Below are 22,036 nucleotides of genomic sequence, written 5' to 3' on the forward strand. Positions count from 1 at the left end.
GTTCACCCGCTGCTTTTTTATAACAGATCCCGGATGCTCTGATGATTGCCGTAAAACACCGACACCTTCCCCTGCTGTTCACCAGTTGCTGGTTAGCCGCCTGTCAGCCAGCCGCTGAACCGGACCGCAGTCAAACCTCAGCGCCTCAGGCTGCGGCAGGCGCCGCACAACAACTCGCTGATCTTGCGACTGTACAGGTCCAAAACCCGTCCTCTTTTGCCCGGCCTGACCAGCTGATCTCGCTGGCAGTCAGTGATTTGGGTTTAAAGGAACGGCCGGCGGCCAGTTCGCTCTGGTTTGGTGGTACCGAGCTGCCCACCCAGTGGCTGGACACAGATTTGGATGGCCAGGCAGACCAGCTGTTGGTGTTAAGCCAGCTGGCGGCGGCTGAACACCAACAGTGGCAGTTAAAGCCACAAAGCTCCGGGCTCACCCCCACCAGCCGGGTGCAGGCAGAAATCTCCATAAAAGAAGGCGGCCAATGGCAAGGCAAAGTCTATAAAGGTGGTCAGTTTGTCAATGTGCAGCAGGTCACGCCGCCGGCTCACTACACAGACCACAGCGAATACATCCGTTATGAAGGCCCTGGGATTGAATCCGATAAAGTCGGTTACCGTATTTACCTGGACTGGCGCAACGGCTTCGATATTTTTGGTAACAGTACAGGCCAACCTGTGCTGCATCAGGTCGGTCTGGATGGCTACAGTTCTTACCATGAAATGCAGCCCTGGGGCATGGACTTACTGAAAGTCGGCAAATCCCTGGGCGCCGGTGGTTTTGGCTACTGGGACGGCAAGCAGGCGTTAGGGGTTGCCAAGGTCAGTGGCCACACCGCCACAGTGCTGGACAACGGCCCACTACTGGCGCGGCAGCGCATTCAGTACCACAACTGGCAAATCGCCGGTAAAACTCTGAATGTAAGCAGCCAGCTCAGCATGACTGCTGGCAGCCGTCTGCTGCGCAATCAGCTGAGCCTGTCAGAGCCGCTGGACAACCTGGTGATTGGTCTGGTGAAACTGCCGGACACCAAAGTGCTGACCGGTACGCTGGAAAGCTCAGGCCATCAATACACCTACCTGGCCACTTATGGTGCCCAAAGCCTGAATAAAGACAAGCTGGGCATGGCTCTGCTGTTTAAACAAGGCCAGCTGGAACAACTGACAGCGGACGAACACAGCCACCTGGCGGTGATGAAACTGATTGCCGGTAAACAGCTGGATTATTACCTGCTGGCCGCCTGGCAGGGAGAGCCCTCAGGCATTCAGACAGAGCAGCAGTTTGTCGACTACCTGCAGCAACAGGTGGAAATACTGACCCGCCCGCCCCGGATCCAACTGGAGAACCCGGCCACCACCGCGGCTGTGCAGCAGCCGTTAACAGCGGAGCGGGCTTTGTTCTGGGCTAAAGCCATGGCCGATGCCGAAATGCAGCGCCAGGTGCCGGATTATGTCTGGGGTGGCTGGGACCACGAACGGCAGCGCCCAACCACCTTTGAGTACACCACAGGTCTATTGCTGCAGGCCATTGACGATTTAAACCAGCTGCAGCCTGACCCGGCTTACCAGCAGGCGGTGCTGAACACGGCCAGTTCTTTTGTCGCAAAAGATGGCACTATCCACAGCTATCAGCTGGAAAAATTTAATATCGACAGCCTGAACACTGGCAACCTGCTGCTGCGGGTCTGGCAGCGCACTGGCGAAGAACGCTACAAAAAAGCGCTGGCGCTGCTGCGTGAGCAGGTACGCCAGCATCCGCGGACTGAAAACGGCGCTTTCTGGCATAAAAAAATCTACCCGTACCAGGTCTGGCTGGACGGCGTCTATATGGGCATGCCGTTTTTAACCCGCTACAGCAGCGCCTTTGAGCAAGGGGCCAGCTACAAAGAGGCTGTGCACGAGTTTGAAGTCGTGGCCGAAAAACTGCGCAGCCCCGACACCGGCCTGTATTTCCACGGCTGGGACGAAAGCAAACAGCAGCGCTGGGCCAACAAAGACACAGGCGTATCGCCGGAATACTGGAGCCGTGGTATGGGCTGGCTGGCCATGGCGCTGGTGGATGTGCTGGAAGAAATTCCGACCGAACACACCCAACTGCGCGCCCCTTTAATTGCCCAAAGCCAGCAACTGGCCGCCGCACTGCAACACTATGCCGACCCAGAGCGTCATGTCTGGTATCAAATTCCGGACAAAGCCGGCGCCACAGGTAACTACCTGGAGTCCAGCGCCAGCAGTATGTTTGTCTATTTTTATGCGAAAGCACTGAATCTGGGCATTATTGACCCGGCCTACCGCAGTTTTACCGAACAAAGCTACCAGGGGTTGTTAAACGAATTTGTCTTGCTGGACGCGAAGGGCCAGGCCCATCTGACCAGTATGGTGCAGGTGGCCGGTTTAAGTGCGGGCCGGGATGGCAGTTACGACTATTACATGAACGAACCTGTGATGCGTAACGATGCCAAAGGCATGGGCCCGTTCATTATGGCGTCCGTGCAAATGGCGAAACTGCTGGGTCAGCCGAAGTGAGATGGTTGCTGCTGAGTCTGTGCTGCGGGTTCGCATTCACCATCACAGCACAGGCTCAGACTACCCAGCCCCCGATAGTGCTTCAGGTGGCCACCGACGGCAGCGCGCCTTTTCGCAGTATTCAGGCCGCACTGGACAGCCTGCCACAGGACAATAACGCCACCAATCAGCGCTGGGCGCTGATACGTATCGCACCGGGTTTATACCGCGAAAAACTGTATCTGACGCGGAATAAAGTGCTGCTGGCCGGTCACAGCCTGACCGAGACCATCCTTCAGTACCCTGAGCTGCGTCAGCATTTTCTGGCCCGGCAAGGCACTGAGGCACTGCCAACAGGTCAGGCGCTAAGCCGGGACTGGGGAGCTGCCGTGGTGAATATTGCCGCCTCCGACATCGCGCTGCTGGATTTAACGGTGCATAACAGTTACGCGTTGGATTATCCGCAGGATCCAGAGCGTTTTGAACATCAGTTTGCTTTGCGGGGTTTTGAACAGGCCAGCCGTATTCTGACCGATAGCGTGATGTTATCCAGCGCCGGAGCCGACACCGTCAGTTTATGGAATAAACAACATGGCCTCTATTACCACAGCCGCAGTTATTTCAGCGGCCGGGTCGATTTATTCTGCCCACGCGGCACCGCTTATGTCACCGACTCCGATTTTGTGAACTACACCACTCAGGCCACCTTATGGCATGACGGTGAACTGGCGGAGCAGCAGAAACTGGTGGTCACCCACTCGCGTTTTCATGGTGTGTCAGGGTATCAGCTGGCGCGCCGCCATTACGATGGTCAGTTTGTCCTGTTGCATAACAGGTTCAGCAGCAGCCTGGCCAACCAGCCCATTTTCCGCCGCACTTATCCGCAGCAGCCACAACGGGATCAGCCGAATCGTTACGGCGACCGCAATTATTTTTACCAGAACCAGGGGCCGGCTTACGACTGGCTGCAGGATAATCTGACAGCAGACGAGGCCAGCCGTTACAGCGCTGAGCAGGTGTTTGCCGGGTTATGGCAGCCAGAGCAACAACTGCAGCAATTCAGACAATGGTTAAAGGAGACGCCATGAACGCATTTTTTCTGCTCTGCAGTCTGCTGCTGAGCCTGCCACTGGCAGCCCTGGGTATACCGGCCGGCACCAGCACAGACCAGCCCAAACCCCGGCTGCATCTGGTGGGCGATTCCACCATGGCCGATAAAACCAATCTGGCTTATCCGGAGCGCGGCTGGGGCCAGCTGCTGCGCGAGTTTTTACGCCCAGAGCTGACGCTGATCAATCATGCCGCCAATGGCCGCAGTACCTTACGCTTTCTGAATGAAGGCCGCTGGCAACTGCTGCTGAGCGATTTAGGCAAAGACGATTATGTGCTGATCCAGTTTGCCCACAACGACTCGAAACAGGATGATCCGGCGCGATATGCTGCGCCCGACAGCACCTACCCGCAATTGTTGACCCGCTTTATCCGTGACGTCAGAGCCAAAGGTGGCATTCCCATGCTGGCCACGTCCATCTGCCGCCGCAATTTTAACGCCAGGGGCCAGTTGCAGGACGATTTAGCCCTGTACGCCAAGGCGATGCGACAAGTGGCAACGCAGGAGCAGGTTGAACTCGTTGACCTGCACAGCTGGCACTGTGCTGAACTGCAAAAAAGCGGGCCTGCTGGCAGCCAGCCTTATTTTATTCAGGTCCCTGCCGGTCTGTACCAGAAGTTTCCTGATGGCAAAACTGACAACACTCATCTCAGTGTGCAGGGAGCCACTTTGGTGGCTCAGCAGTTTGTGCGGCAACTGAAGCAACGTCAGCACCCGCTGGCGCCGTATGTCTGGCGCGAGTTACTCTAATGCCTCAGGGCCACTGCCACGCACTGTGCGCTTCAGATGCCCGATAAATTGCTTGAAATGGGGTTGAAACTCTTTAAACAGCTCCTCTTTGCGGTGTTGCATCATCACTTCACTGAATAACTTCAGGCCAACAATCAACGCCTGATGCTCAGCCTCACTCAGCTTCAGCTTGCCCTGGCTCTTGGCCAGAATGGCAAAAATATCGTCGTGGTTCTGGCAGTCAAACTGCAGCACAGCGGCGCTGTCATCCAGTTTTTGCAGCTGGACCCTGTAGTGGTGTTGCATCTGGTACTCCTGCCCACTGGGCATTTCATTAAATAGTTGATAAAATCAATTAAACACAATTTAATTGATATTGTCAACTATGTCAATCCACCAGCAACTTTTCCATATTCTGGATTTGTATAAAATCGCGTTGGCACAGGCATTCCGCAGCCAGCAGATCGCACTCAGCCCTCTGCATTACAAAGTGCTGCACCTGATCCAGAGCTTAGACCCAGCCACTCCGCAGCTGATCGCGCAGCACTCCGGACGGGACAAAGCCCAGGTCACCCGCTTATTGCAGGACATGGAAAAACAGGGGCTGATTGAAAAGCAGCCCCACCCGCACGACAAACGCAGTGTATGCCTGGCATTAACCAAGCGGGCCGTCACTCTGTGTACTCAGGCAGCTCTGCTGGTAAGCCAGTTGGACAGACAACTCAGCAGCCAGCTGACCGCCGATGAGCAGCAACAGCTGCATCAGTTGTTGCAGAAGCTGGCGCAGGGGCTGACTTGCCCCCTTAAAGCAAGCTCAGATTAAAGTTTAAAGCGCCCTACCTGCTGTTGCAGCTGCTCAGCCAGCTGCGCCAGCTGTTGGCTGGTGGCCGCAGTTTCTTCAGCACCGGCACTGGTCTGATGCGCCACCTCATTAATGCTCTGCAGGTTTTTATTAATATCGTCCACCACCACATGCTGTTGTTCGGCCGCCGAGGCAATTTGGGTGTTCATATCGTTAATATGGCTGATGCCACCGGCGATCTGGTGCAACAGCTGGCCGGCAGCCACTACTTTAGTCACCCCGGCCCCGGCCTGTTCCATACACTGCTCCATCGCACTGTTGGCCTGGTCTGCACCGCGGCGTAACCGTTCAATCATTTCCTGAATAGACACAGTGGATTCCTGAGTCCGTTGCGCCAGAGTGCGGACTTCGCTGGCCACCACGGCAAAACCACGGCCCTGGTCACCCGCCCGCGCCGCTTCGATAGCTGCATTTAATGCCAGTAAATTGGTCTGGTCGGCAATACCACGGATCACATCCAGCACTGAGGTGATGGTATCCGAGCCGGCTTTCAGCTCGACCAGCGTCTGAGCCGTCTGATGCACCTGCGCCTCCAGGCTCTGGATCAGCCGCACTGTGCCATCAATGTCGCGTTGCCCCTGCACGGCTTCTGAGTTGGCCTGACGTGACAGCTCGGCGGCTTCCCCCGTACTGCGCGCCACGTCCCGCACTGTCGCGCCCATTTCGTGCATGGCCGTCACCACAGTTTCGGTGTCCTGCTGTTGCTGACTGATGCCTTTGCTCATCTGAGCTGTGACAATAGAGGCCTGCTCTGACGCTGAAGCCAGTTGCACCGTGGCATCACTGATCAGCAGCATCACCTGCTTTAACTCAGCACTGGTGCGATTAAGCGCTTTGGCAATATCCCCAAATTCATCTTGCCCCTGGTAGCCAGACACAGCCGTCAGGTCCCGCTCTGACAACTCCTGCAAAGCCCGGGTGACCGAAGCGGCCGCCAGACGGATATTGCTGATAATCAGCAGCGCCAGGTAACAGGCGAGAACCAGCACCAGTGCGACTGAAACAAAGGCGAACCAGAAGGCGCGGCCAGCTGCGCTTTCTTTGGCGGCCGCCATATCGGCAATGCCCTGATTCAGTTGTTTTTCAAACTGATGCAATAATTCAATACGGGCTGTGGATTTGGTGAACCAATCCGCACCACTGCTATTCAGTGGCAAGCCCGGTGCTGTTGTTTGCACCAGTTGCTTCAGTTGCTCTACCTCGGCAACAATGGGCTGCGTCAATAACTGCTGCAACTGCTGTTGTTGGGCGGCAGAGAGTTTTTGCGTTAACCTGGCCAGATAGGTCTGGTATTCGCCCAGATTCAGCAAAAAACGCTGCAAAGACTCCGGCGTACTGCCATTCTGGTGAAAGATCACCGCCAGCAAAGCCCGCTCGCGCCCCGCCCGCTCTTTCATTTCAATGAGTTGATTCAACTGAATAAAAGCCGTCAGCAGCTCAGGGTCACTGACCTGACCTTCCATTTGCTGGGTAAAACCGGTCAGCAAAACAATCTGCTTGGTGTAAGCCGCTGCTGACTGCGGGGGCTGCAGACTGAACCTGTCTACCTGCTGGCGCACAGCCTCCAGCTCTTGCAGCGCCACCAGAGCCTGACGCAACAACGGGTCCTCGTCATTGGCGTGCTGACGTAATTGCTGCAACGCGGCATCTGACGACGCTCTGAACCGCGCCAGTTCAAGCTGATTCGCTCCCTTACTGCTCAAAAACAGGCCGGATAACCCCCGCTCTTTTTGCAGCTCGTTAATCAGCAAACTGACTAAACCCGTCTTCAGACTGACCTGACGGATCTGCTGCATTTCTGCCAGCGTCTGGTACTTCTGCAGCAAGTAAAAGCCAGAAAACAGCACCATCCCGGCCAGTGGCAAGACCAATAACAGCAACAGTTTTTGCGTCAGCGCCAGCTGACGGATCCAATAACCCATTTTGATGTCCTCGATGAAAGGAAAAGCGGCAATACAGGTGTAGCCATACAATCAACTGGCTGTTTTGTATGACTAATTACCTATAGTTCAGCCACTGCAGCCACGCCAGCCTAAAGCGCTAAACGCCCTTCAAGGAATTGCAGAAATACCTTGATCCGCCCCGACAACGCACTGTGGCGATAATACACGGCCTGAACCTGCTCACGGGGGTGTGGGCTTTGCAACTGGCCGGGCAGCAGCTCTGCCAGCTGCCCCGAGTTGATGGCCTGACGCACCATAAAATTGGACAACAAAGCAATGCCATGCCCGGCCAGGCAAAGTTGCAGCAGGGTTTCACCACTGCTGGCACTGATCGCAGGCCGGATGGCAACAGGCTCTGCCAGCGGCAACAGGTTCAGTCTGGGGTTGTCAGCAAAACCCAGCCACTGATGCTGCGCCAGTTCAGCCGGCTGCTGCGGTATTCCATGCAAATTCAGATAAGCCGGGCTGGCCACCAGATGCAGGGTACTACGGCCCAATAAACGGGCATGCAGGTTGGAATCTGTTAAGCCACCAATACGGATCGCCAGATCGGTACGCCGCTCAATCAAGTCGATCAGTTTGTCACTCGACATCAGCTCCAGCTCAATAGCCGGGTACAGAGTGCGAAACTCGTGCATTAATGGCACCAACTGATGCAACACAAAAGGACTGGCCGCATCCACCCTTAAAACGCCACTGGGCTGGCCTTGCTGCAGCTTCAGTTCCTCTTCCGCCTGCTGCAGCTGTGTCAGTGCGCCCCGCACTTTGTGCACAAAGGCCTTGCCCTCGGCCGTAGGTTCCACCCGTCTGGTGGTGCGGGTAAACAGGCTGGCTCCCAATTGCTGTTCCAGGTGCTGCACCGCCCTGGACACCTTGGCCACCTGACAATCCAGCAAGCGGGCGGCGGCTGAAAAGCTGCCGCTGTCGTACACGGCCAATAACAGCTCCAGCTGTTCGGTTTGCGATATTATTGCCATATTTGCAAAAGATATTTGTGATTAATGCCACTTTTCACAATAGTAGCTTTTGGCACACTGCCGCGCACTGACTAACGCGGAGAATTTTTATGCCACTTGCACTTTGGGCGCTCACTTTAAGCGCCTTTGCCATAGGCACCACCGAATTTGTGATTGTCGGTCTGGTGCCAACCATAGCTCAGGATTTGGGCGTGTCTTTACCCTCAGCAGGCCTGCTGGTCAGCCTGTATGCGCTGGGGGTCGCCATTGGCGCCCCTGTGCTGACGGCCCTCACCGGCAACTGGCCACGCAAACCTGTGCTGCTGGCCTTAATGGTGCTGTTTATCGCCGGCAACCTGCTGGCTTTTTTAGCACCAGGCTATCAAAGTCTGGTGCTGGCGCGGGTGCTGACCGGTCTGGCCCATGGGGTGTTTTTCTCCATTGGCTCCACCATAGCCACCAGCCTGGTCAGTAAAGATAAAGAAGCCAGCGCTATAGCCCTGATGTTCAGCGGACTGACGGTCGCTCTGGTGACGGGTGTTCCGCTGGGCACCTGGATTGGTCAGGAGTTTGGCTGGCGTGCCACCTTTTTAGTGGTCGCAGGCCTTGGGTTCATCGCCCTGGTAGGCAGCGCTTTGTTAGTACCGGCCCGACTCAAACCAGGCCAGGCTGCATCTGTGATGCAACAACTGTCGGTACTGACAGAACCCCGCTTACTCCTGGTGTTTGCCATGACAGCGGTCGGTTACGGCGGCACCTTTGTTGCCTTTACCTACCTGGCCCCTATTCTGCAGCAGGTTTCAGGTTTTGCCGCCGGTGCCATTGGCCTGATTATGCTGGTGTACGGGGTTTCTGTGGCTGTTGGGAATATCTGGGGTGGCAAGCTCGCCGATAAACACGGCCCGGTGAAAGCCCTGAGCATTATTTTTGCACTGCTGGCTTTGGTGCTGGCGGCCTTTAGCTGGACTGCGCACTCAGCCGTGCTGGCGGTGCTGACAGTACTGATTTGGGGGGCTTTTGCCTTTGGCAACGTGCCTGGTTTACAGGTGTATGTGGTGCAGCTGGCACAAAAATACCGGCCAGAAGCGGTGGATGTGGCCAGCGGCATGAATATAGCCGCCTTTAACCTGGGCATTGCCTTGGGAGCCTGGCTGGGTGGCCTGGTGGTCGCCAGCCGCCCGCTGACCGACACGGGCTGGATTGGCGCTTTAATCGTACTGCTGGCACTGGGACTGACCCGTTGGTCTGGTGCACTGGAACGCAAACAACCAGGCCTCTGTTGATTCAACCTGACAAATTCGTCCTGCGGCAACTTCGGCTGGCCGCAGTTTTGCCTTCAACATCTTGAGTCTGGAGTCTTAGCCCCCAGACTCAGTGCATCACCCCAGGAGAAATGAAATGAGCACAACCTTATTCGCCCCGGCACTTGGCATGGGCACCTTCCGGCTGAAAGACCAACTGGCCTATGACTCAGTGGCAATGGCACTGCAAGCAGGGTACCGCCATATCGACACGGCCCAAATCTATGGCAACGAAGAGCAAGTGGGCCGGGCCTTGGCCGACAGTGGTATTGCCCGCAGCGAAATTTTCCTGACCACCAAAGTCTGGCTGAGCAATTTGAGCGCCGACAGGTTTATCGCCAGTGTGCAGGAAAGCCTGCAGAAACTGCAGACAGACCAGGTGGATTTATTACTGATCCACTGGCCGGACAGCAGCAATAAGGTGGCGATGCAGGACTACCTGGCGCAACTGAAGCAAGCCAAAGCACTGGGCCTGACCAAAGCTATTGGGGTTTCGAATTTCACCATTGCTCAGTTGCAGCAGGCGATAGAAATTCTGGGCCCGGGTGAGCTGGTAACCAATCAGGTGGAAGTGCATCCTTACCTGCAAAACCGCAAACTGCTGGCTTATATGCAACAGCAAGGCGTCACACCAACCGCCTATATGCCTTTGGCCGTTGGCAAGGTCTTTACCGACCCTGTGCTGCAGGCTGTTGCGGCCCGCACTGGCTGCAGCATCGCTCAGGTGGTGCTGCGCTGGGTGCTGGACCAGGGCATGGTCACTATTCCGATGTCGACCCAAGCGAAAAACCTGGCAGATAACTTTGGCGCTTTAAGCGTGACATTAGCGGCAGAAGACAAAGCGTTGATCGCTGGGTTAGATGCCGGTGAACGTATCGCCAACCCGGAATTTGCTCCAGCCTGGGATTAACGGGAATTTGCTGAGAAAGCCGGGTTAAAACCCGGCTTTTTTATTCTGACTGCGTTTTTTTAAGTGCCATAAAGGCCAGAACGCCAACAGAGCGGCCACCAGCACAATCAGGCTAATGGCCACCACCATCTGATACACAATAAAACCATGGGCTTCACGGGCCACCACCAGTTCAACAATGTAACCACTCATCTGCATCAGCCAGATCACAAAACTTTCCATACAGCCCCCGCCTCTCAGCCCAGTGACATTTTCAGTCAGAATAGCAGCAAAACCCGCTGCAGTTGCTGTTGAAGCTGCTCTGCCAGAAACTGCTGCAGCGCCTGAAGCACTGGGGTCAGCTGCGAGCGGCCTGGCACCAGTAAATGCAAAGGTGCCGCTTCGCCTTGCCAGTGGGTGCACAGGGGCACCAAGCGGCCAGCCAGCAAGTCTTCACTGACATCCAGCAGCGATTTAAACCCAATACCCCGGCCACTGACCAGCCAGCGCCGCACCACGTCGCCGTCGTCAGCCACAGAGCCACCCTGGATCACCACAGTTTCGGTGTGTTGTTGCCGGTAGAAAGTCCAGTGGCTGTGGGTACTGTCTTTCAGCGCAAACCGCAGGCAATGGTGGTGACTGAGATCGGCAGGTTCTGCCGGTGCACCATAACGTTCAAGATAAGACGGCGCCGCACACAGTACTCTGTGGTTAGCGCCAGACAAAGGCAGAGCCACCATAGTGGAATCGGCCGGCTGACCATAGCGAATGGCCGCATCCAATGGCTCTTTGTACAGGTCGGTCATCCGGTCGGTCACCGACAACCGCAAACTCAGGTTGGGGTGCAGCTGATTAAACTGATCCAGCCAGCCCAGCATCAGGTTACGGCCCAAATCCGACGGCATCGCTAAACGCAACTCGCCAGACAACTGCTCCCGACCCTGCCGCACCAGTTGCATACCCAGCTCAATCTGCTCAACACCGCTCTGGCAATGACTTAAAAACAGCTCGCCAGCCTGCGTCAGCCGTAAAGAGCGGGTGGAGCGGACAAACAGCTCAGCGCCCAGCTGCTGCTCCAGCCGTTTCAGGGCCGCACTGGTGGCCGCCGGCGTCAGGTTCAGTTGTTTCGCCACCAGGGTCAGGTTGCCCAACCGGGCCGTCGACAGAAAGATCTGTAAGTCCTGTAACAGCCGCATCAGGCCACCTCTTTAGCCATCAGAAGCCTTCCAGCACAATTTTACCTTTGGTGCGCTGCGACTCAATCAATCGGTGTGCCTCACTCAGATTGGCGGCGTTGATAGTGCCAAGATGAGTGCCCAGGGTGGTACGAATTAACCCGGCATCAATCAGTCGGGCCACTTCATTGAGCAGTTGGTGCTGCGCCAGCATGTCAGGGGTCTGGTACAACGAGCGGGTAAACATCAGCTCCCAATGCAAGGACAAACTCTTGCGTTTGAGTTGGGTGGCATCCAGTTGGTCCGGGTCGTCTATCAGGCCGAATTTCCCCTGTGGTTGCAGGCTTTCAATAATTTCGGCGAAATGCTCACTGGTATGGGTCAGGCTGATCAGATGACTGACCTGGCCCACACCAATGCGCTGCAGCTCCTGGCTCAGCGGTTTGCTGTGATCAATCACCTGATGCGCACCCAGCTGCTTCAGCCAGTTTTGCGTTTCAGCACGGGAGGCACTGCCTATCACTGTGCATGCGGTTAACTGGCGGGCCAGCTGCACCAGAATAGAACCGACCCCACCCGCTGCGCCCACCACCAGCAGCGACTGACCACTGTAGTCTTTGCCCGGTTTCACCTGCAGCCGGTCAAACAACATTTCCCAGGCCGTAATAGCGGTCAGCGGCAACGCAGCGGCTTCCGCGTCGCTCAGGCTTTGTGGCGCCAAACCGACAATACGTTCGTCCACCAGCTGAAACTCGGCATTGCTGCCGCTGCGGCTGATATCACCGGCATACCAGACGCGGTCGCCAACCTGGAACAAACTGACCTTGTCGCCCACAGCTTTGACAATACCAACAGCGTCCCAGCCTAACACCTTGTATTCACCGGCCGCTGCGCTCACCCCTTTGCGGATTTTGGTATCCACCGGATTCACCGAAATGGCTTTCACTTGCACCAACAAGTCGTGACCTGAGGCGTGCGGTACTGGCAGTTCAATATCTTCCAGTGCCAATGCACTGACCGCATGCGCGGATTTATACCCTATAGCTTTCATCTTCCTGGCTCCTTTCATTGACCCTGCCAGCTTAAAGGCTGTAATTAACAAAGAAAAACCAGTAATTTTTAAAACATTTTCAAATTAATTTTGAAAATAGCAGAAAAACCCAGAGTATCGCCTGACCTCACGTCTGACAGCTCAACAAAAAACAAGTTATTCAAAGTATATTCTTTTAATTATCAATCACATAAATAAAATGTCAGAAAAAATCCAAAAATTAACTTGCAAACAAATAGTTTGCGCAATAATATTTAACTCAAGCCAGACAGCAACAACGCCACACCAGAGTGGAAACGCAGAAAGGCGGTAGTTTAAACCAAATAGTTATCGCAACAACTTTAAGTTCAACAACTGAAATCAGGAGAGTTAAAATGCAAGTAATTTATAAAGCCATAGTGACCAGTACTGCAGGCCGTGATGGTCGCGCTGTATCCAGCGACAACAAGCTGGATGTGAAACTGAGCACCCCACGTGAACTGGGCGGTGCAGGTGGTGAAGCCACTAACCCAGAGCAACTGTTTGCTGCAGGTTATTCAGCCTGTTTCTTAAGCGCCATCAAGTACGTCGCGGGCCAAAGCAAAATTGCCATCGCCGCTGACGCCAACATCCGTGCCGAAGTAGGTATAGGTCAAATCCCGGGTGGTTTTGGTCTGGATGTGGAGTTGTTTATCAGCCTGCCAGGCACAGATGCAGCTGTCGCGGCCGATTTAGTCCAAAAAGCGCACCAGGTGTGTCCGTACTCAAACGCCACCCGCAACTCTTTAGACGTTCGTCTGACGCTGGTGTAACCAGCGTTTGACCGGCAAATACTTATCGCACAAATAGTTAAATTTTATTGACGGAGTTGAAGATATGAAAAGCTTACAAAAAACCCTTGGTTACAGCATTGTCGCTTTAGGTCTGGTCAGTGCTTTATCGGCAGATAAGTTGGTTGCCGCTGAATTTCCTGGTGTTGAAACCAAGACCGAAGCCTTCTTAAATGTCCTGGCTCAGGGCACCGGCAAACCACTGGAGCAATTAAGCCCCACCGACGCCCGCGCTGTCTTAACAGGGGCTCAGGCCGGCGCCACACTGCCAGCCGCACAAGTCAGTGAAAAATGGATCACAGCCGACGGCCAGAAGATTAAACTGGTGGTGGTCCGCCCTGCAGGTGCCAAAGGGGTATTACCTGGCTTTATGTTCTTCCACGGCGGTGGCTGGGTGCTGGGCGATTTCCCCACCCATGAACGCTTGATCCGTGACTTAGTGCAACGCTCTGGTGCCGCGGCTGTGTATGTCGATTACACCCCATCACCTGAAGCCAAATACCCTACCGCTGTGAACCAGGCCTATGCCGCCACACAATGGGTGGCGCAGCATGGTAAAGAAATCCAGGTCGACGGCAGCCGTTTGGCTGTGGCGGGTAACAGTGTCGGTGGCAATATGGCCGCAGTGGTCGCCCTGAAAGCCAAAGCGGCAGGCACACCGAAACTGGCATTCCAGTTACTGATGTGGCCTGTGACGGACGCCAACTTTGAAAACAGCTCGTATAACCAGTTCCAGCAAGGGTATTTCTTAAGCCGGAACATGATGCAGTGGTTCTGGGACAACTACACCACCAACCCTGCCGAGCGGAATGAAATTTATGCCTCACCACTGCGTGCCAGCACAGAGCAGTTAAAAGGCTTACCACCAACACTGGTGCAGACCGCCGAGTTTGACGTGCTGCGTGACGAAGGCGAAGCCTATGCAGTGAAACTGGACCAGGCCGGTGTGACCGTGACCTCAGTACGCTACAACGGTATGATCCACGACTTTGGTCTGCTGAATGTGCTGTCTGATGTACCAGGCGTACAGGCCCAGCTGGACCAGGCCGGTAGCGCGCTGAAACAGCACTTAGCCAAATAACAGTCACCTCATAGCACCAAACATCAGACCGCCCCCCGCGGTCTGAGCTTTTGGGCATGTCACCGCCTGTTTCGTCCGTTTTTATGGCTGCGCTGGCTGATCCCGGCCAACAGCATCAGGCTTTGACCGCTGCAGCGCGGCCTCTGACTGGCACAACCGTTGCTAACTCTGTGCACAGACATCAGTTGCTCTTTACGGGATCCATTATGCAGCTTTCCTCTTTGCCATCATCAGCCAGACCATCGGTGAGCATCCAACAGCAGCTCACACAGCTGACCAGCTTGCCACTTCAAACTATTCAGCCTGCACAGCGCCTGCCTCTGATGCTTCAGATGCGCCGCCTGCTGACACAGGCACAGCGAAAAGGAGAATGCAGTGACCTCAGCGTGCTGACGGGTCTGGCATGTCATCTTTGCGACTGGCCTTTACTGCAACAAATACAACAGCTCCAGGAAAAAACAGATTTATTGCTGCACATTCAGCCCGCAGTGCTGCAAGGTCAATTCGAACAGGCCTGTTCACACCTGCAGGCGGCCAGTCGGTCACCGGCACAAGCTGACAGCGCAAGAGCATTGCAACAGGAACTGGCGACATTACGCCAACAATTACCTTGTACAGAAGCCGAACTACACCAAGGTTGTATCAGCCTGACTCCACTGCACTACCATCATGTCGCCGACTTTGGCTGGCAATATGCGGATCCGTCCATTGCCAGTCTCTGCAATCTGCCGCAGTTTGTGTCGGCCGAACACTGGCTGGGCTGGTTGTATCAATGCCGACAGGAACGGGCTCGCCATTTATTTGCCGTGATGCATCAGGAATGGGGATTTATCGGCTCTGTCAGCCTGCAGCTGTTTCACGGTGTCGGCTTTTTTTATTACTGGCTGGGAAAAGATTTTCAGGGGCTGGGGCTGGGGCCACTGGCTGTACAGATTTTATTGCGACTGGGACGCCGTCTGGGCATGCACTGTTGTTTTGCCAAAGTATTTAACTTCAATTTGCCCTCGCAAAAAGCAATTTTGCGGTCAGGATTTACCCATTTGCCTTTTACCGCCCGCACTCCTTCTGAACACGAACAGTTTTATTATCTGGGGCCAGCACAACATCAATTCTGGCTGCACCACCAACTGCAGGAATTGCTGTCGCTTCTTCACTCAGGTATTGAGCTGGAGCCACTGAGCCGACCACACAAATCCCAGACTCAGCGTCCTCCCCACGACAGCAAGGATTATCTCCTGTGAAACCAGTCATCTGGCATGAACCAAACCACGACACCAGCGGCCAGCATCGCCCAAGGCGGTCCCATTTTCAGCTGGGGGCGAAGCGCCTTCTGCCAGCCACTGGCATGCGAATTCATCAGCGCCATCATGCCAAAATTACCCGCGCTGAACAGGCCGTACATCAGGCTGTTTTTATAATCTCCCTGCTTCCCGTAATACAGCGCCTTCAAACCATCGGCCCAACCACCATAACGCAAGGCCTGTAAACCCAGAGCATGGAAGTTATGACCGGAATAGGCCATAGCCCGGTACAAGGTAATACTCTGCAACGCATAAAGACTATGCCCGCTGAACAGCAGGCCGTTGTTGATATTCAGGCCATATTTATGGATATCCAAAGCTGTATAGCCTATGCCAGCAAAGGCAGAGACAAAACTGGTGAACGCCACCTTGTTGTACAAATAAGCGTGCCCGCCTACTTTAAAAATATCCTTCGGATCCAACCTGACTGGCGGATACATAAATCTGCCGAGGCCTTCCAGAAACGACATACGGGTTTCCAGAATGGCGTTGCTAACCAGGCCAATACTTGAAACCGTCTTCAACCGATCTTTCAACGTCGATATTTCACTCATCATGCTCCCCCTCTGCTGTGTGCCGCAGCCTTGCGGCCTGGGCTTATTGCATCCTGGCTTTCACCAGGCTACGCCGCACCAATACCCGCTGGTAATACTCCTTGTCTTTGGTATAAACAGGCGTAATAGCCGCCATACTGGGCGTCATCCATTTGCTCAGCGTTTTGGTCTCCGCATCCACACCATAAGCCTCCTCACCGATTGGCAGGAAAGGGAACAAATAGCCATAGACTTCGGTTTGTGAATAATCCAGCAAAGACTCAGACCCCTTGTTATTCAACGCCTGATACAGCTCCGCAGCCAGACTGCCTTGGGTGCCGATCAGGCTGGTCAGAAAACTGCTGTTGCCTTTGAGGCTGGTTGCGAACTGGTCACGCAGATCCTGCAGGCTGCTGAAGCAATAGTTAGTTGCCGCCGCACTGCCATTGCTGCTGACATAAATTTTCAGACCAGCTCTTGATTCAATAGTCAGGCCGTTCAGATACTCCACCAGATCCATGGCCGTCATGGCCTGGTTGTAGCTGTTGTACAACAAAGGCACCCCGGCAGAGCCCAAGCCACACAACTCAAGAACAGCGCCCTGCCCCCTGACCACCGTTTGCGGATCAGTCAGAAAGGCATTCACCTCCTCCCTTAATTTCAACAACACCGCCTGAGCAATGTCGTAGTTCATAGCGCTGCTCATCAGCTGAGTCTCCAGCTTGTCTGCAGAAGTCGGTTCAATCATCAGCCTGCTGATCAGCAGATCCTGAAAAATCAGCGCTTCGTTGCGGCTGTTAAACAACGGTTGCACCCATTTCTCTTTTGTCGGCGTTTCCCCACTGATCGCCGCTCTGGTGAAGTTGACCCCAAATACATGCTCAAACAGAAGTTGCATATCACTATTTGGGCTTGTCATATATTTGTTTTCTGCCATTTCGAATCTCCTTTTGCATAAAACAATCTTTGATACACAAATTATTAATTTCAAAATTCGCACCAAACATAAAAACCCCCGACAAAAAACCCACAAACCATTAAATAAAAAAGAAATAATAGTTCAAATTCCGAAAAAAATAACCATAACAGCAACATTCACAACCAACAGACGGACGATTCAATCCAAATAAAAAAACAAACAGGACACTTTCATCCACAAATAAAAAATAAAAGCGCAGTGTTACAAAAACATAAAAAATAGTGACAAATTCATAAGAAATGTTTCACTTATTGGTATAGGTTTTTTATTCATTTCACAGGGAGGCCAGATATGAGTGCTGTCAGTTCATTTTTACCACTGTTTTCTGAAGTGTTACCTGGAGTGATTAGCCAAAACGCCACGATGAAAACCTTGGCTGCTCATGTGGCAAAAATTGCCCGCAGCGATGGCGCTGTGTTTTTACATGGCGAAACCGGCACAGGTAAAGATTTGCTCGCCAAAGCCATCCACCAGCTCAGTGGCCGGCCTGGCCCTCTTGTCAGTGTCAACTGCGGCGCTATTCCGGAAACTCTGTTTGAATCCTTATTTTTTGGCCATGAAAAAGGCGCCTTTACCGGTGCCGATAAAAAACAGCAGGGCTTCTTTTATCAGGCCAGTCAGGGCACCCTGTTTCTGGATGAAATTGCAGAGCTGCCTTTGGTCCATCAGGCGAAATTGTTACGTGTGCTGGAAAGCCGCCAATTCAGCCGGATTGGCAGCAGCGAAACTCAGGCATTTACCGGCCGTATTGTCAGTGCGTCACACGCCAACCTGGCGGCGCTGGTCGCAGGGCGGGCCTTTAGGGAAGACCTGTGGTACCGCATCAATCTGTTTGAAATCACAGTCCCGGCGTTGCAACAACGCCGGGATGATATTCCGTTGCTTGCGCAGCATTTCGCCCGTTTAGGCAACACTATCCGTTTCAGCCGCTGCGCACTGAAACTGCTGCAGTGCTCTGCCTGGCCCGGCAATATCCGCCAACTGAAAAACTGCGTCGACAAACTCTCAGTGCTGGCAGACGGGCCGGAAGTCACAGCCCAGACCATTCAGCAACTGGCCATTTGTGATGAACAGGTCGATTGGGCTGCCCGGGTTGCGCAGGAAATCATTGAAATGCCGATCAGCAATAAACTCAGAACCATTCACGACGCCTTGATAGAGCAGGCGGTGGAAAAAACCAATGGGAACAAAACTGAAGCGGCCCGCTTGCTGGGGGTGCACCGCAAGGTCGTTGAACGTCGTCTGGCACAAATTCAGACCAGGCCTGCTCTGATCCAGGACGCCAGATTATGAACACAACCCAGCCAATTCCGGCCGTCACACAGCAGACCGAGGCACGTCGCCTGGCCGAGCACAGCGCCCGGCAACTCAACCAGCTAAAAGCCGATTCCAGCCTGCTGCTACAGCATCTGATGCAGGAGCAGCAGGCCAAGCTGCAGCAAATGATGCGTCAGTTGCAACAACAACCAGTGGAGACAACGCATGAACAAAACAAACCTGCTGTTTGAAACCACCAGAACAGCGCCAGACCGTTACGAATGTGTCGCTGTGTATCAGGATACCGGCTCATCCGCGGGCAATAGCCCGCTGCAAGAGCAGCACGACGCGGTGCCTGATCCATCCGGCCAGCCTTTTGCCATTGATCCCAATATAGCTGCAGCTGTCGCACCAGAGTGGGCACAACAGGCGCAGGCTATCTTCTTTCAGAGCCTGCACAGCAACAGTTCTGGAGGGCACGCCGAGTACCTTAAGCAGATGCAGCAGCAGTTTGAGCTGATGCGTCAGCTGTTGCAGCAACAACTGGCCCGTTTCGGCCAGCCGCGCTGAGCCCGCAGCATGACAGTCTCTATTTCAGCCATAGTGGCACAAAGCCATGCGTTCGCCAGCTCAGAACTGCAGCAGTTTCAGCGCTTTATCAACACCAGCAAAGCGCTGCAGGGTGCTATCGCCACTGAACTGGCACAGTCACAAGGTCGCTTTGTCCAGCTGCAACAGCTGGTAGACAGCCTGCAGCAAGGCACTGCCGCCAACGGGATGCAACCCATTCAGATCCTGGCGGCAGATCAGGCCTATGTTGCGGCCCTGTCTGCAGAATCCGTCCCTGCCAGCGGCTTTAACCAGCCCGCGCAGAGCCTGAGTTACATGGATAAATTTATCCGCCAGGTGGCTCAGGAGATGAACCAAAGGGACACCAGTGATGAGTAATGCCGAGCCCAGTACCAACTCAGCCCAGCAGTTGATCCAACCGTCCGTGAATCAATCGGTGGCGCTGGCCGTGCAAAGTGCAGTCGACCTGATGCGTAACCTCAATACCATTGAAACCACAGTGATAGGTGTGGCTTCTGCCAGCTGGCTGGCCCAGCCGGAAAACATGGCGTACAAAGAAATTATTGAGACGGCGACCAAAACCATTACCTTTGCCGTTGAAAACTTAGCCCAGGTCGGTTCTGTTGGCGCCCAGGTGTTACAGGATCTGAAACCGGATTAACCCCTGGCCGTTGCCAGCCGCAGGTCTTCTCTGGAATGGCCGGTTCTGGCCTCAGTACCTGGGAGCCAGCCGGGTTCAGCACCAGGTAAAGCCGCATCACGGCGTCGTTTTCGATTACCGCTCAGGTTGGCAGGTTTTTCGCATTGACACACTGAAACACAGAGTTTCACAGGAGCTTGTATGACCGAACTGAATTCCGCAGTAGTCCAGAGCCTGGCGTTGGTGAATGCCATGACCCTGGGTGTTGCCCCGGCGATGGCCATGGGTAGCCAGTACCAGCATCTGGCCTATAACCTGGGTTTGGCCAGCATGAACCAGGTGTTTGCCCAGCAACAGGCCTGCATCAGTCAGCAAGCTACGTCGGTGGTGGCTGTACTGCAATTGTACCGTCCCTGAGTGGAGGAGACCCTGATGACAGCCAAACCCGATCTCAGCTCTGCCGGGCCAACGCCGGAAACGCAGGAGCTGCTTCAGCAGGCTATGGCCCTGTTTGATATGGCGCCTTTTCAGCCGGTTCAGTTGGCATTTCCGGCTGTCATTGGTGCCACCGCCCCTCCACCTGAAACGCTGCAGCTGGATCTGCAACAGCTGTACGCCAGTCAGGAGCAGCTGTTTACCAGCCCACCAACCGAAACAACAGCCAATCACCAGCCCCCGAGTGCTGCAGCCCCGGCTGAACCGCACACTGTCCGGCAGATGTTTGAGCCATCAGCGGACGGCTGAAGGCCGTCGGCGCCGGACCTCCGGACATGAGTTTTTTAAGTTCAGCCAGCCTGTTGCCGCAAAAACGGCTGGAACAGGACTTCAAAGTGGTGCTTGGCAGTGTGCTGCAGGATCAGCTGCCTAAATTGCAGCAGCAACGGCCCCGCCAATACCAGGATTTGCTCAGTGATTATCTGAACCCCTTTTTGCCCAGAGCCGGACCAGCCCCACAACAGTTGCCAGCCAGGCTGCCACTGTACTGGCAGCAATTAGTCTTACCCAACGCCAGTCTCTGCTCAGAACTGGTGCTGAGCAGTTTTGAACAGGTCACTTACCTGCACTCCCTGACTATGCTGCCGGAAGATTTTGGTCTGTTCAGCCCCTTGTGGCCATCGGCGGCATTCCGCTACATCAACAGCCTGATCGGCGACACACTCAACGCAGTGACGGCCCTGAGCCTGAGCCAACACAACAGCGCCATTGTCTGCACCCTGACCAACCCGAATCTGGCCGCAATTTTTACCGCTTACGGCTTCAGGCCCTGCCCTTCAGGGCCACAAATTCAGGGGTTGCCCTTGCCCGCGCGGTTTTACCGGCCAGTGAGCCCCACACAGAGGGCGGATCAGGCCGTCAGCAAAGGCCCAATGGCTGATCCAGACCACAGCCGCTTTGACTGAACAGGCAACACAAAAATTAATATCAAATAAAAACAATACGTTAAAAACAATTCATGCAATTTTGGCGACTGGCACAACCAATGCAGTACCTCAGATGAATCCAACATTGAGGATTCGAACCCTGGTACAAACAGTACCTAAATCATGGAGATTGATTATGTCGAGTGCACAACTTGTCAATGGCGCAGTCGTCGACTCTGTCACTATTACCAATACAAAAGTACTGGCCGAAGCTCCGGCCATGGCGATGGGCAGCCTGTACCAGACTATTGGTAATTCGGTGGCGATGGCAGCCGCCAACGCCGTTTATGCGCAGCAGCAAGCCAATGTGGTGTATCAGGCGTCAACGACCCTGGGTGTCACCAAATTGTTCTCGCAAAACGCGTAACAGCCTCAGCCCTTTAAACAGGAGATCCAGCGATGTCACAACCCAGTCAGGTGAACGGCGCCATTATTGACGCCGTCGCAGGCACCAACAGCTCAGTCGGTGCAGTAGCCCCGGCCATGGCCATGGGCAGCCTGTATCAGACGATAGGTAACTCTGTCGCCATGGCGGCCGCCAATGCGGTCTACGCCCAGCAACAGGGGTGGGTCACGGCCCAGTCTGCCGGAACTTTGGGGGTCACCAAGCTGTTCAGCCAGAACGGCTAACGGCTTCAGGTCACAGCAGTAGGAAGTAACACAACATCAACTCAGGAGAGAATTTTATGTCCAACTCAACCCAACCCACAGTGGTCAATGGTGCCGTTGTTGATTCCATCGCCACAGTCAATACCAAGGTACTGGCCGAAGCACCGGCCATGGCGATGGGCAGCCTGTACCAGACCATTGGCAACTCAGTGGCCATGGCCGCTGCCAATGCTGTGTATGCGCAACAGCAGGCCAATGTCGGTTATCAGGCCGCCAGCACCCTTGGCGTGACCAAATTGTTTTCAGATAACCAGTAAA

The 22,036-nt window shown here is 54.5% G+C and carries 28 protein-coding genes; 20 read left to right on the plus strand and 8 right to left on the minus strand.

Features of this window, described 5'->3' with window-relative positions:
- The first annotated feature begins 41 nt into the window (after positions 1 to 41).
- The 3 genes from WKJ04_RS09620 to WKJ04_RS09630 are packed head-to-tail and all read left to right on the plus strand — an operon-like array spanning position 42 to position 4,362.
- Positions 42 to 2,522 (plus strand): glycoside hydrolase family 88 protein, encoded by a 2,481-nt coding sequence (locus tag WKJ04_RS09620; protein ID WP_337880225.1) that lies wholly within the window; start codon positions 42 to 44, stop codon positions 2,520 to 2,522.
- Positions 2,519 to 3,589 (plus strand): hypothetical protein, encoded by a 1,071-nt coding sequence (locus WKJ04_RS09625; RefSeq protein ID WP_337880226.1) that lies wholly within the window; start codon positions 2,519 to 2,521, stop codon positions 3,587 to 3,589. The genes WKJ04_RS09620 and WKJ04_RS09625 overlap by 4 nt, the downstream gene beginning before the upstream one ends.
- On the plus strand, positions 3,586 to 4,362 hold the full coding sequence (locus WKJ04_RS09630) for a rhamnogalacturonan acetylesterase (protein ID WP_337880227.1): 777 nt from the start codon (positions 3,586 to 3,588) through the stop codon (positions 4,360 to 4,362). The genes WKJ04_RS09625 and WKJ04_RS09630 overlap by 4 nt, the downstream gene beginning before the upstream one ends.
- Here the strand turns inward: WKJ04_RS09630 and WKJ04_RS09635 are convergent.
- On the minus strand, positions 4,354 to 4,647 hold the full coding sequence (locus tag WKJ04_RS09635; protein WP_337880228.1) for a DUF3861 domain-containing protein: 294 nt from the start codon (positions 4,645 to 4,647) through the stop codon (positions 4,354 to 4,356). The genes WKJ04_RS09630 and WKJ04_RS09635 overlap by 9 nt on opposite strands.
- A 79-nt stretch (positions 4,648 to 4,726) precedes the next feature.
- Between WKJ04_RS09635 and WKJ04_RS09640 the strand changes: the two genes are divergently transcribed.
- Entirely contained in the window at positions 4,727 to 5,164 is a 438-nt protein-coding gene (locus WKJ04_RS09640) for a MarR family transcriptional regulator (RefSeq protein ID WP_337880229.1), read from the plus strand.
- Here WKJ04_RS09640 and WKJ04_RS09645 read toward each other — a convergent pair.
- Together WKJ04_RS09645 and WKJ04_RS09650 are read right to left on the minus strand one after the other, a co-directional pair.
- Positions 5,161 to 7,125 (minus strand): methyl-accepting chemotaxis protein, encoded by a 1,965-nt coding sequence (locus tag WKJ04_RS09645; protein WP_337880230.1) that lies wholly within the window; start codon positions 7,123 to 7,125, stop codon positions 5,161 to 5,163. The genes WKJ04_RS09640 and WKJ04_RS09645 overlap by 4 nt on opposite strands.
- A gap of 110 nt (positions 7,126 to 7,235) precedes the next feature.
- A complete protein-coding gene (locus tag WKJ04_RS09650) occupies positions 7,236 to 8,123 on the minus strand; it encodes a LysR family transcriptional regulator (protein WP_337880231.1) in 888 nt (295 codons plus the stop codon).
- An 89-nt stretch (positions 8,124 to 8,212) separates the two neighbouring features.
- Between WKJ04_RS09650 and WKJ04_RS09655 the strand changes: the two genes are divergently transcribed.
- Both WKJ04_RS09655 and dkgB read left to right on the plus strand, forming a co-directional pair.
- Entirely contained in the window at positions 8,213 to 9,385 is a 1,173-nt protein-coding gene (locus WKJ04_RS09655) for an MFS transporter (protein WP_337880232.1), read from the plus strand.
- 115 nt (positions 9,386 to 9,500) lie between these two features.
- Positions 9,501 to 10,313 (plus strand): 2,5-didehydrogluconate reductase DkgB, encoded by an 813-nt coding sequence (gene dkgB, locus WKJ04_RS09660; RefSeq protein WP_337880233.1) that lies wholly within the window; start codon positions 9,501 to 9,503, stop codon positions 10,311 to 10,313.
- Between the two features lie 24 nt (positions 10,314 to 10,337).
- Here the strand turns inward: dkgB and WKJ04_RS09665 are convergent, their stop codons facing one another.
- Genes WKJ04_RS09665 through WKJ04_RS09675 form a run of 3 tightly spaced genes read right to left on the minus strand, consistent with a single transcriptional unit; the run spans position 10,338 to position 12,518 of the window.
- Complete coding sequence (locus WKJ04_RS09665; RefSeq protein ID WP_337880234.1) at positions 10,338 to 10,535, minus strand: hypothetical protein; 198 nt, start codon at positions 10,533 to 10,535, stop codon at positions 10,338 to 10,340.
- A gap of 35 nt (positions 10,536 to 10,570) precedes the next feature.
- Positions 10,571 to 11,488, minus strand: coding sequence for a LysR family transcriptional regulator (locus tag WKJ04_RS09670; protein WP_337880235.1), 918 nt, complete (start codon positions 11,486 to 11,488; stop codon positions 10,571 to 10,573).
- A 19-nt stretch (positions 11,489 to 11,507) separates the two neighbouring features.
- Positions 11,508 to 12,518: a zinc-binding alcohol dehydrogenase family protein gene (locus WKJ04_RS09675; protein ID WP_337880236.1), complete on the minus strand. Its 1,011-nt coding sequence runs from the start codon at positions 12,516 to 12,518 to the stop codon at positions 11,508 to 11,510.
- Between the two features lie 374 nt (positions 12,519 to 12,892).
- Between WKJ04_RS09675 and WKJ04_RS09680 the strand changes: the two genes are divergently transcribed.
- The 3 genes from WKJ04_RS09680 to WKJ04_RS09690 all read left to right on the plus strand — a co-directional run bounded on the left by WKJ04_RS09680 (position 12,893) and on the right by WKJ04_RS09690 (position 15,649).
- On the plus strand, positions 12,893 to 13,309 hold the full coding sequence (locus tag WKJ04_RS09680; RefSeq protein ID WP_337880237.1) for an organic hydroperoxide resistance protein: 417 nt from the start codon (positions 12,893 to 12,895) through the stop codon (positions 13,307 to 13,309).
- Between the two features lie 64 nt (positions 13,310 to 13,373).
- A complete protein-coding gene (locus WKJ04_RS09685; RefSeq protein WP_337880238.1) occupies positions 13,374 to 14,408 on the plus strand; it encodes an alpha/beta hydrolase in 1,035 nt (344 codons plus the stop codon).
- Between the two features lie 332 nt (positions 14,409 to 14,740).
- The gene (locus WKJ04_RS09690; RefSeq protein ID WP_337880239.1) at positions 14,741 to 15,649 is read left to right on the plus strand and encodes a GNAT family N-acetyltransferase; all 909 of its coding nucleotides are present in this window, start codon (positions 14,741 to 14,743) and stop codon (positions 15,647 to 15,649) included.
- On the opposite strand, the gene WKJ04_RS09695 is transcribed toward WKJ04_RS09690, so the two are convergent.
- Together WKJ04_RS09695 and WKJ04_RS09700 are read right to left on the minus strand one after the other, a co-directional pair.
- On the minus strand, positions 15,637 to 16,266 hold the full coding sequence (locus tag WKJ04_RS09695; protein ID WP_337880240.1) for a hypothetical protein: 630 nt from the start codon (positions 16,264 to 16,266) through the stop codon (positions 15,637 to 15,639). The two genes, WKJ04_RS09690 and WKJ04_RS09695, sit on opposite strands and share 13 nt — an antisense overlap.
- Before the next feature lie 40 nt (positions 16,267 to 16,306).
- Positions 16,307 to 17,179 carry a hypothetical protein gene (locus WKJ04_RS09700; RefSeq protein ID WP_337880241.1) on the minus strand — a complete coding sequence of 291 codons (873 nt, stop codon included), beginning with the start codon at positions 17,177 to 17,179 and terminating at the stop codon, positions 16,307 to 16,309.
- 333 nt (positions 17,180 to 17,512) lie between these two features.
- On the opposite strand from WKJ04_RS09700, the gene WKJ04_RS09705 reads away from it, so the two are divergent.
- The 11 genes from WKJ04_RS09705 (at position 17,513) to WKJ04_RS09755 (ending at position 22,035) form a co-directional block, all read left to right on the plus strand.
- The gene (locus WKJ04_RS09705) at positions 17,513 to 18,514 is read left to right on the plus strand and encodes a sigma-54 dependent transcriptional regulator (RefSeq protein WP_337880242.1); all 1,002 of its coding nucleotides are present in this window, start codon (positions 17,513 to 17,515) and stop codon (positions 18,512 to 18,514) included.
- Entirely contained in the window at positions 18,511 to 18,729 is a 219-nt protein-coding gene (locus WKJ04_RS09710; RefSeq protein WP_337880243.1) for a hypothetical protein, read from the plus strand. Before WKJ04_RS09705 ends, WKJ04_RS09710 begins: the two co-directional genes overlap by 4 nt.
- Entirely contained in the window at positions 18,704 to 19,048 is a 345-nt protein-coding gene (locus WKJ04_RS09715) for a hypothetical protein (RefSeq protein ID WP_337880244.1), read from the plus strand. Before WKJ04_RS09710 ends, WKJ04_RS09715 begins: the two co-directional genes overlap by 26 nt.
- Before the next feature lie 9 nt (positions 19,049 to 19,057).
- The gene (locus tag WKJ04_RS09720; protein ID WP_337880245.1) at positions 19,058 to 19,426 is read left to right on the plus strand and encodes a hypothetical protein; all 369 of its coding nucleotides are present in this window, start codon (positions 19,058 to 19,060) and stop codon (positions 19,424 to 19,426) included.
- A complete protein-coding gene (locus WKJ04_RS09725) occupies positions 19,419 to 19,709 on the plus strand; it encodes a hypothetical protein (RefSeq protein ID WP_337880246.1) in 291 nt (96 codons plus the stop codon). Before WKJ04_RS09720 ends, WKJ04_RS09725 begins: the two co-directional genes overlap by 8 nt.
- A 180-nt stretch (positions 19,710 to 19,889) precedes the next feature.
- The gene (locus tag WKJ04_RS09730; RefSeq protein WP_337880247.1) at positions 19,890 to 20,105 is read left to right on the plus strand and encodes a RebB family R body protein; all 216 of its coding nucleotides are present in this window, start codon (positions 19,890 to 19,892) and stop codon (positions 20,103 to 20,105) included.
- Positions 20,106 to 20,120: 15 nt separating this feature from the next.
- Positions 20,121 to 20,432 (plus strand): hypothetical protein, encoded by a 312-nt coding sequence (locus WKJ04_RS09735; RefSeq protein ID WP_337880248.1) that lies wholly within the window; start codon positions 20,121 to 20,123, stop codon positions 20,430 to 20,432.
- A gap of 26 nt (positions 20,433 to 20,458) precedes the next feature.
- The gene (locus tag WKJ04_RS09740) at positions 20,459 to 21,088 is read left to right on the plus strand and encodes a hypothetical protein (protein ID WP_337880249.1); all 630 of its coding nucleotides are present in this window, start codon (positions 20,459 to 20,461) and stop codon (positions 21,086 to 21,088) included.
- A 157-nt stretch (positions 21,089 to 21,245) separates the two neighbouring features.
- Positions 21,246 to 21,476 (plus strand): RebB family R body protein, encoded by a 231-nt coding sequence (locus WKJ04_RS09745; RefSeq protein WP_337841424.1) that lies wholly within the window; start codon positions 21,246 to 21,248, stop codon positions 21,474 to 21,476.
- 32 nt (positions 21,477 to 21,508) lie between these two features.
- On the plus strand, positions 21,509 to 21,739 hold the full coding sequence (locus WKJ04_RS09750; protein WP_337841425.1) for a RebB family R body protein: 231 nt from the start codon (positions 21,509 to 21,511) through the stop codon (positions 21,737 to 21,739).
- 56 nt (positions 21,740 to 21,795) lie between these two features.
- Positions 21,796 to 22,035 carry a RebB family R body protein gene (locus WKJ04_RS09755; protein ID WP_337841426.1) on the plus strand — a complete coding sequence of 80 codons (240 nt, stop codon included), beginning with the start codon at positions 21,796 to 21,798 and terminating at the stop codon, positions 22,033 to 22,035.
- The last annotated feature ends 1 nt before the right edge of the window (position 22,036 follow it).

This window comes from Rheinheimera sp. (genome assembly GCF_037442345.1).
In the GTDB taxonomy this organism is placed as follows: domain Bacteria; phylum Pseudomonadota; class Gammaproteobacteria; order Enterobacterales; family Alteromonadaceae; genus Pararheinheimera.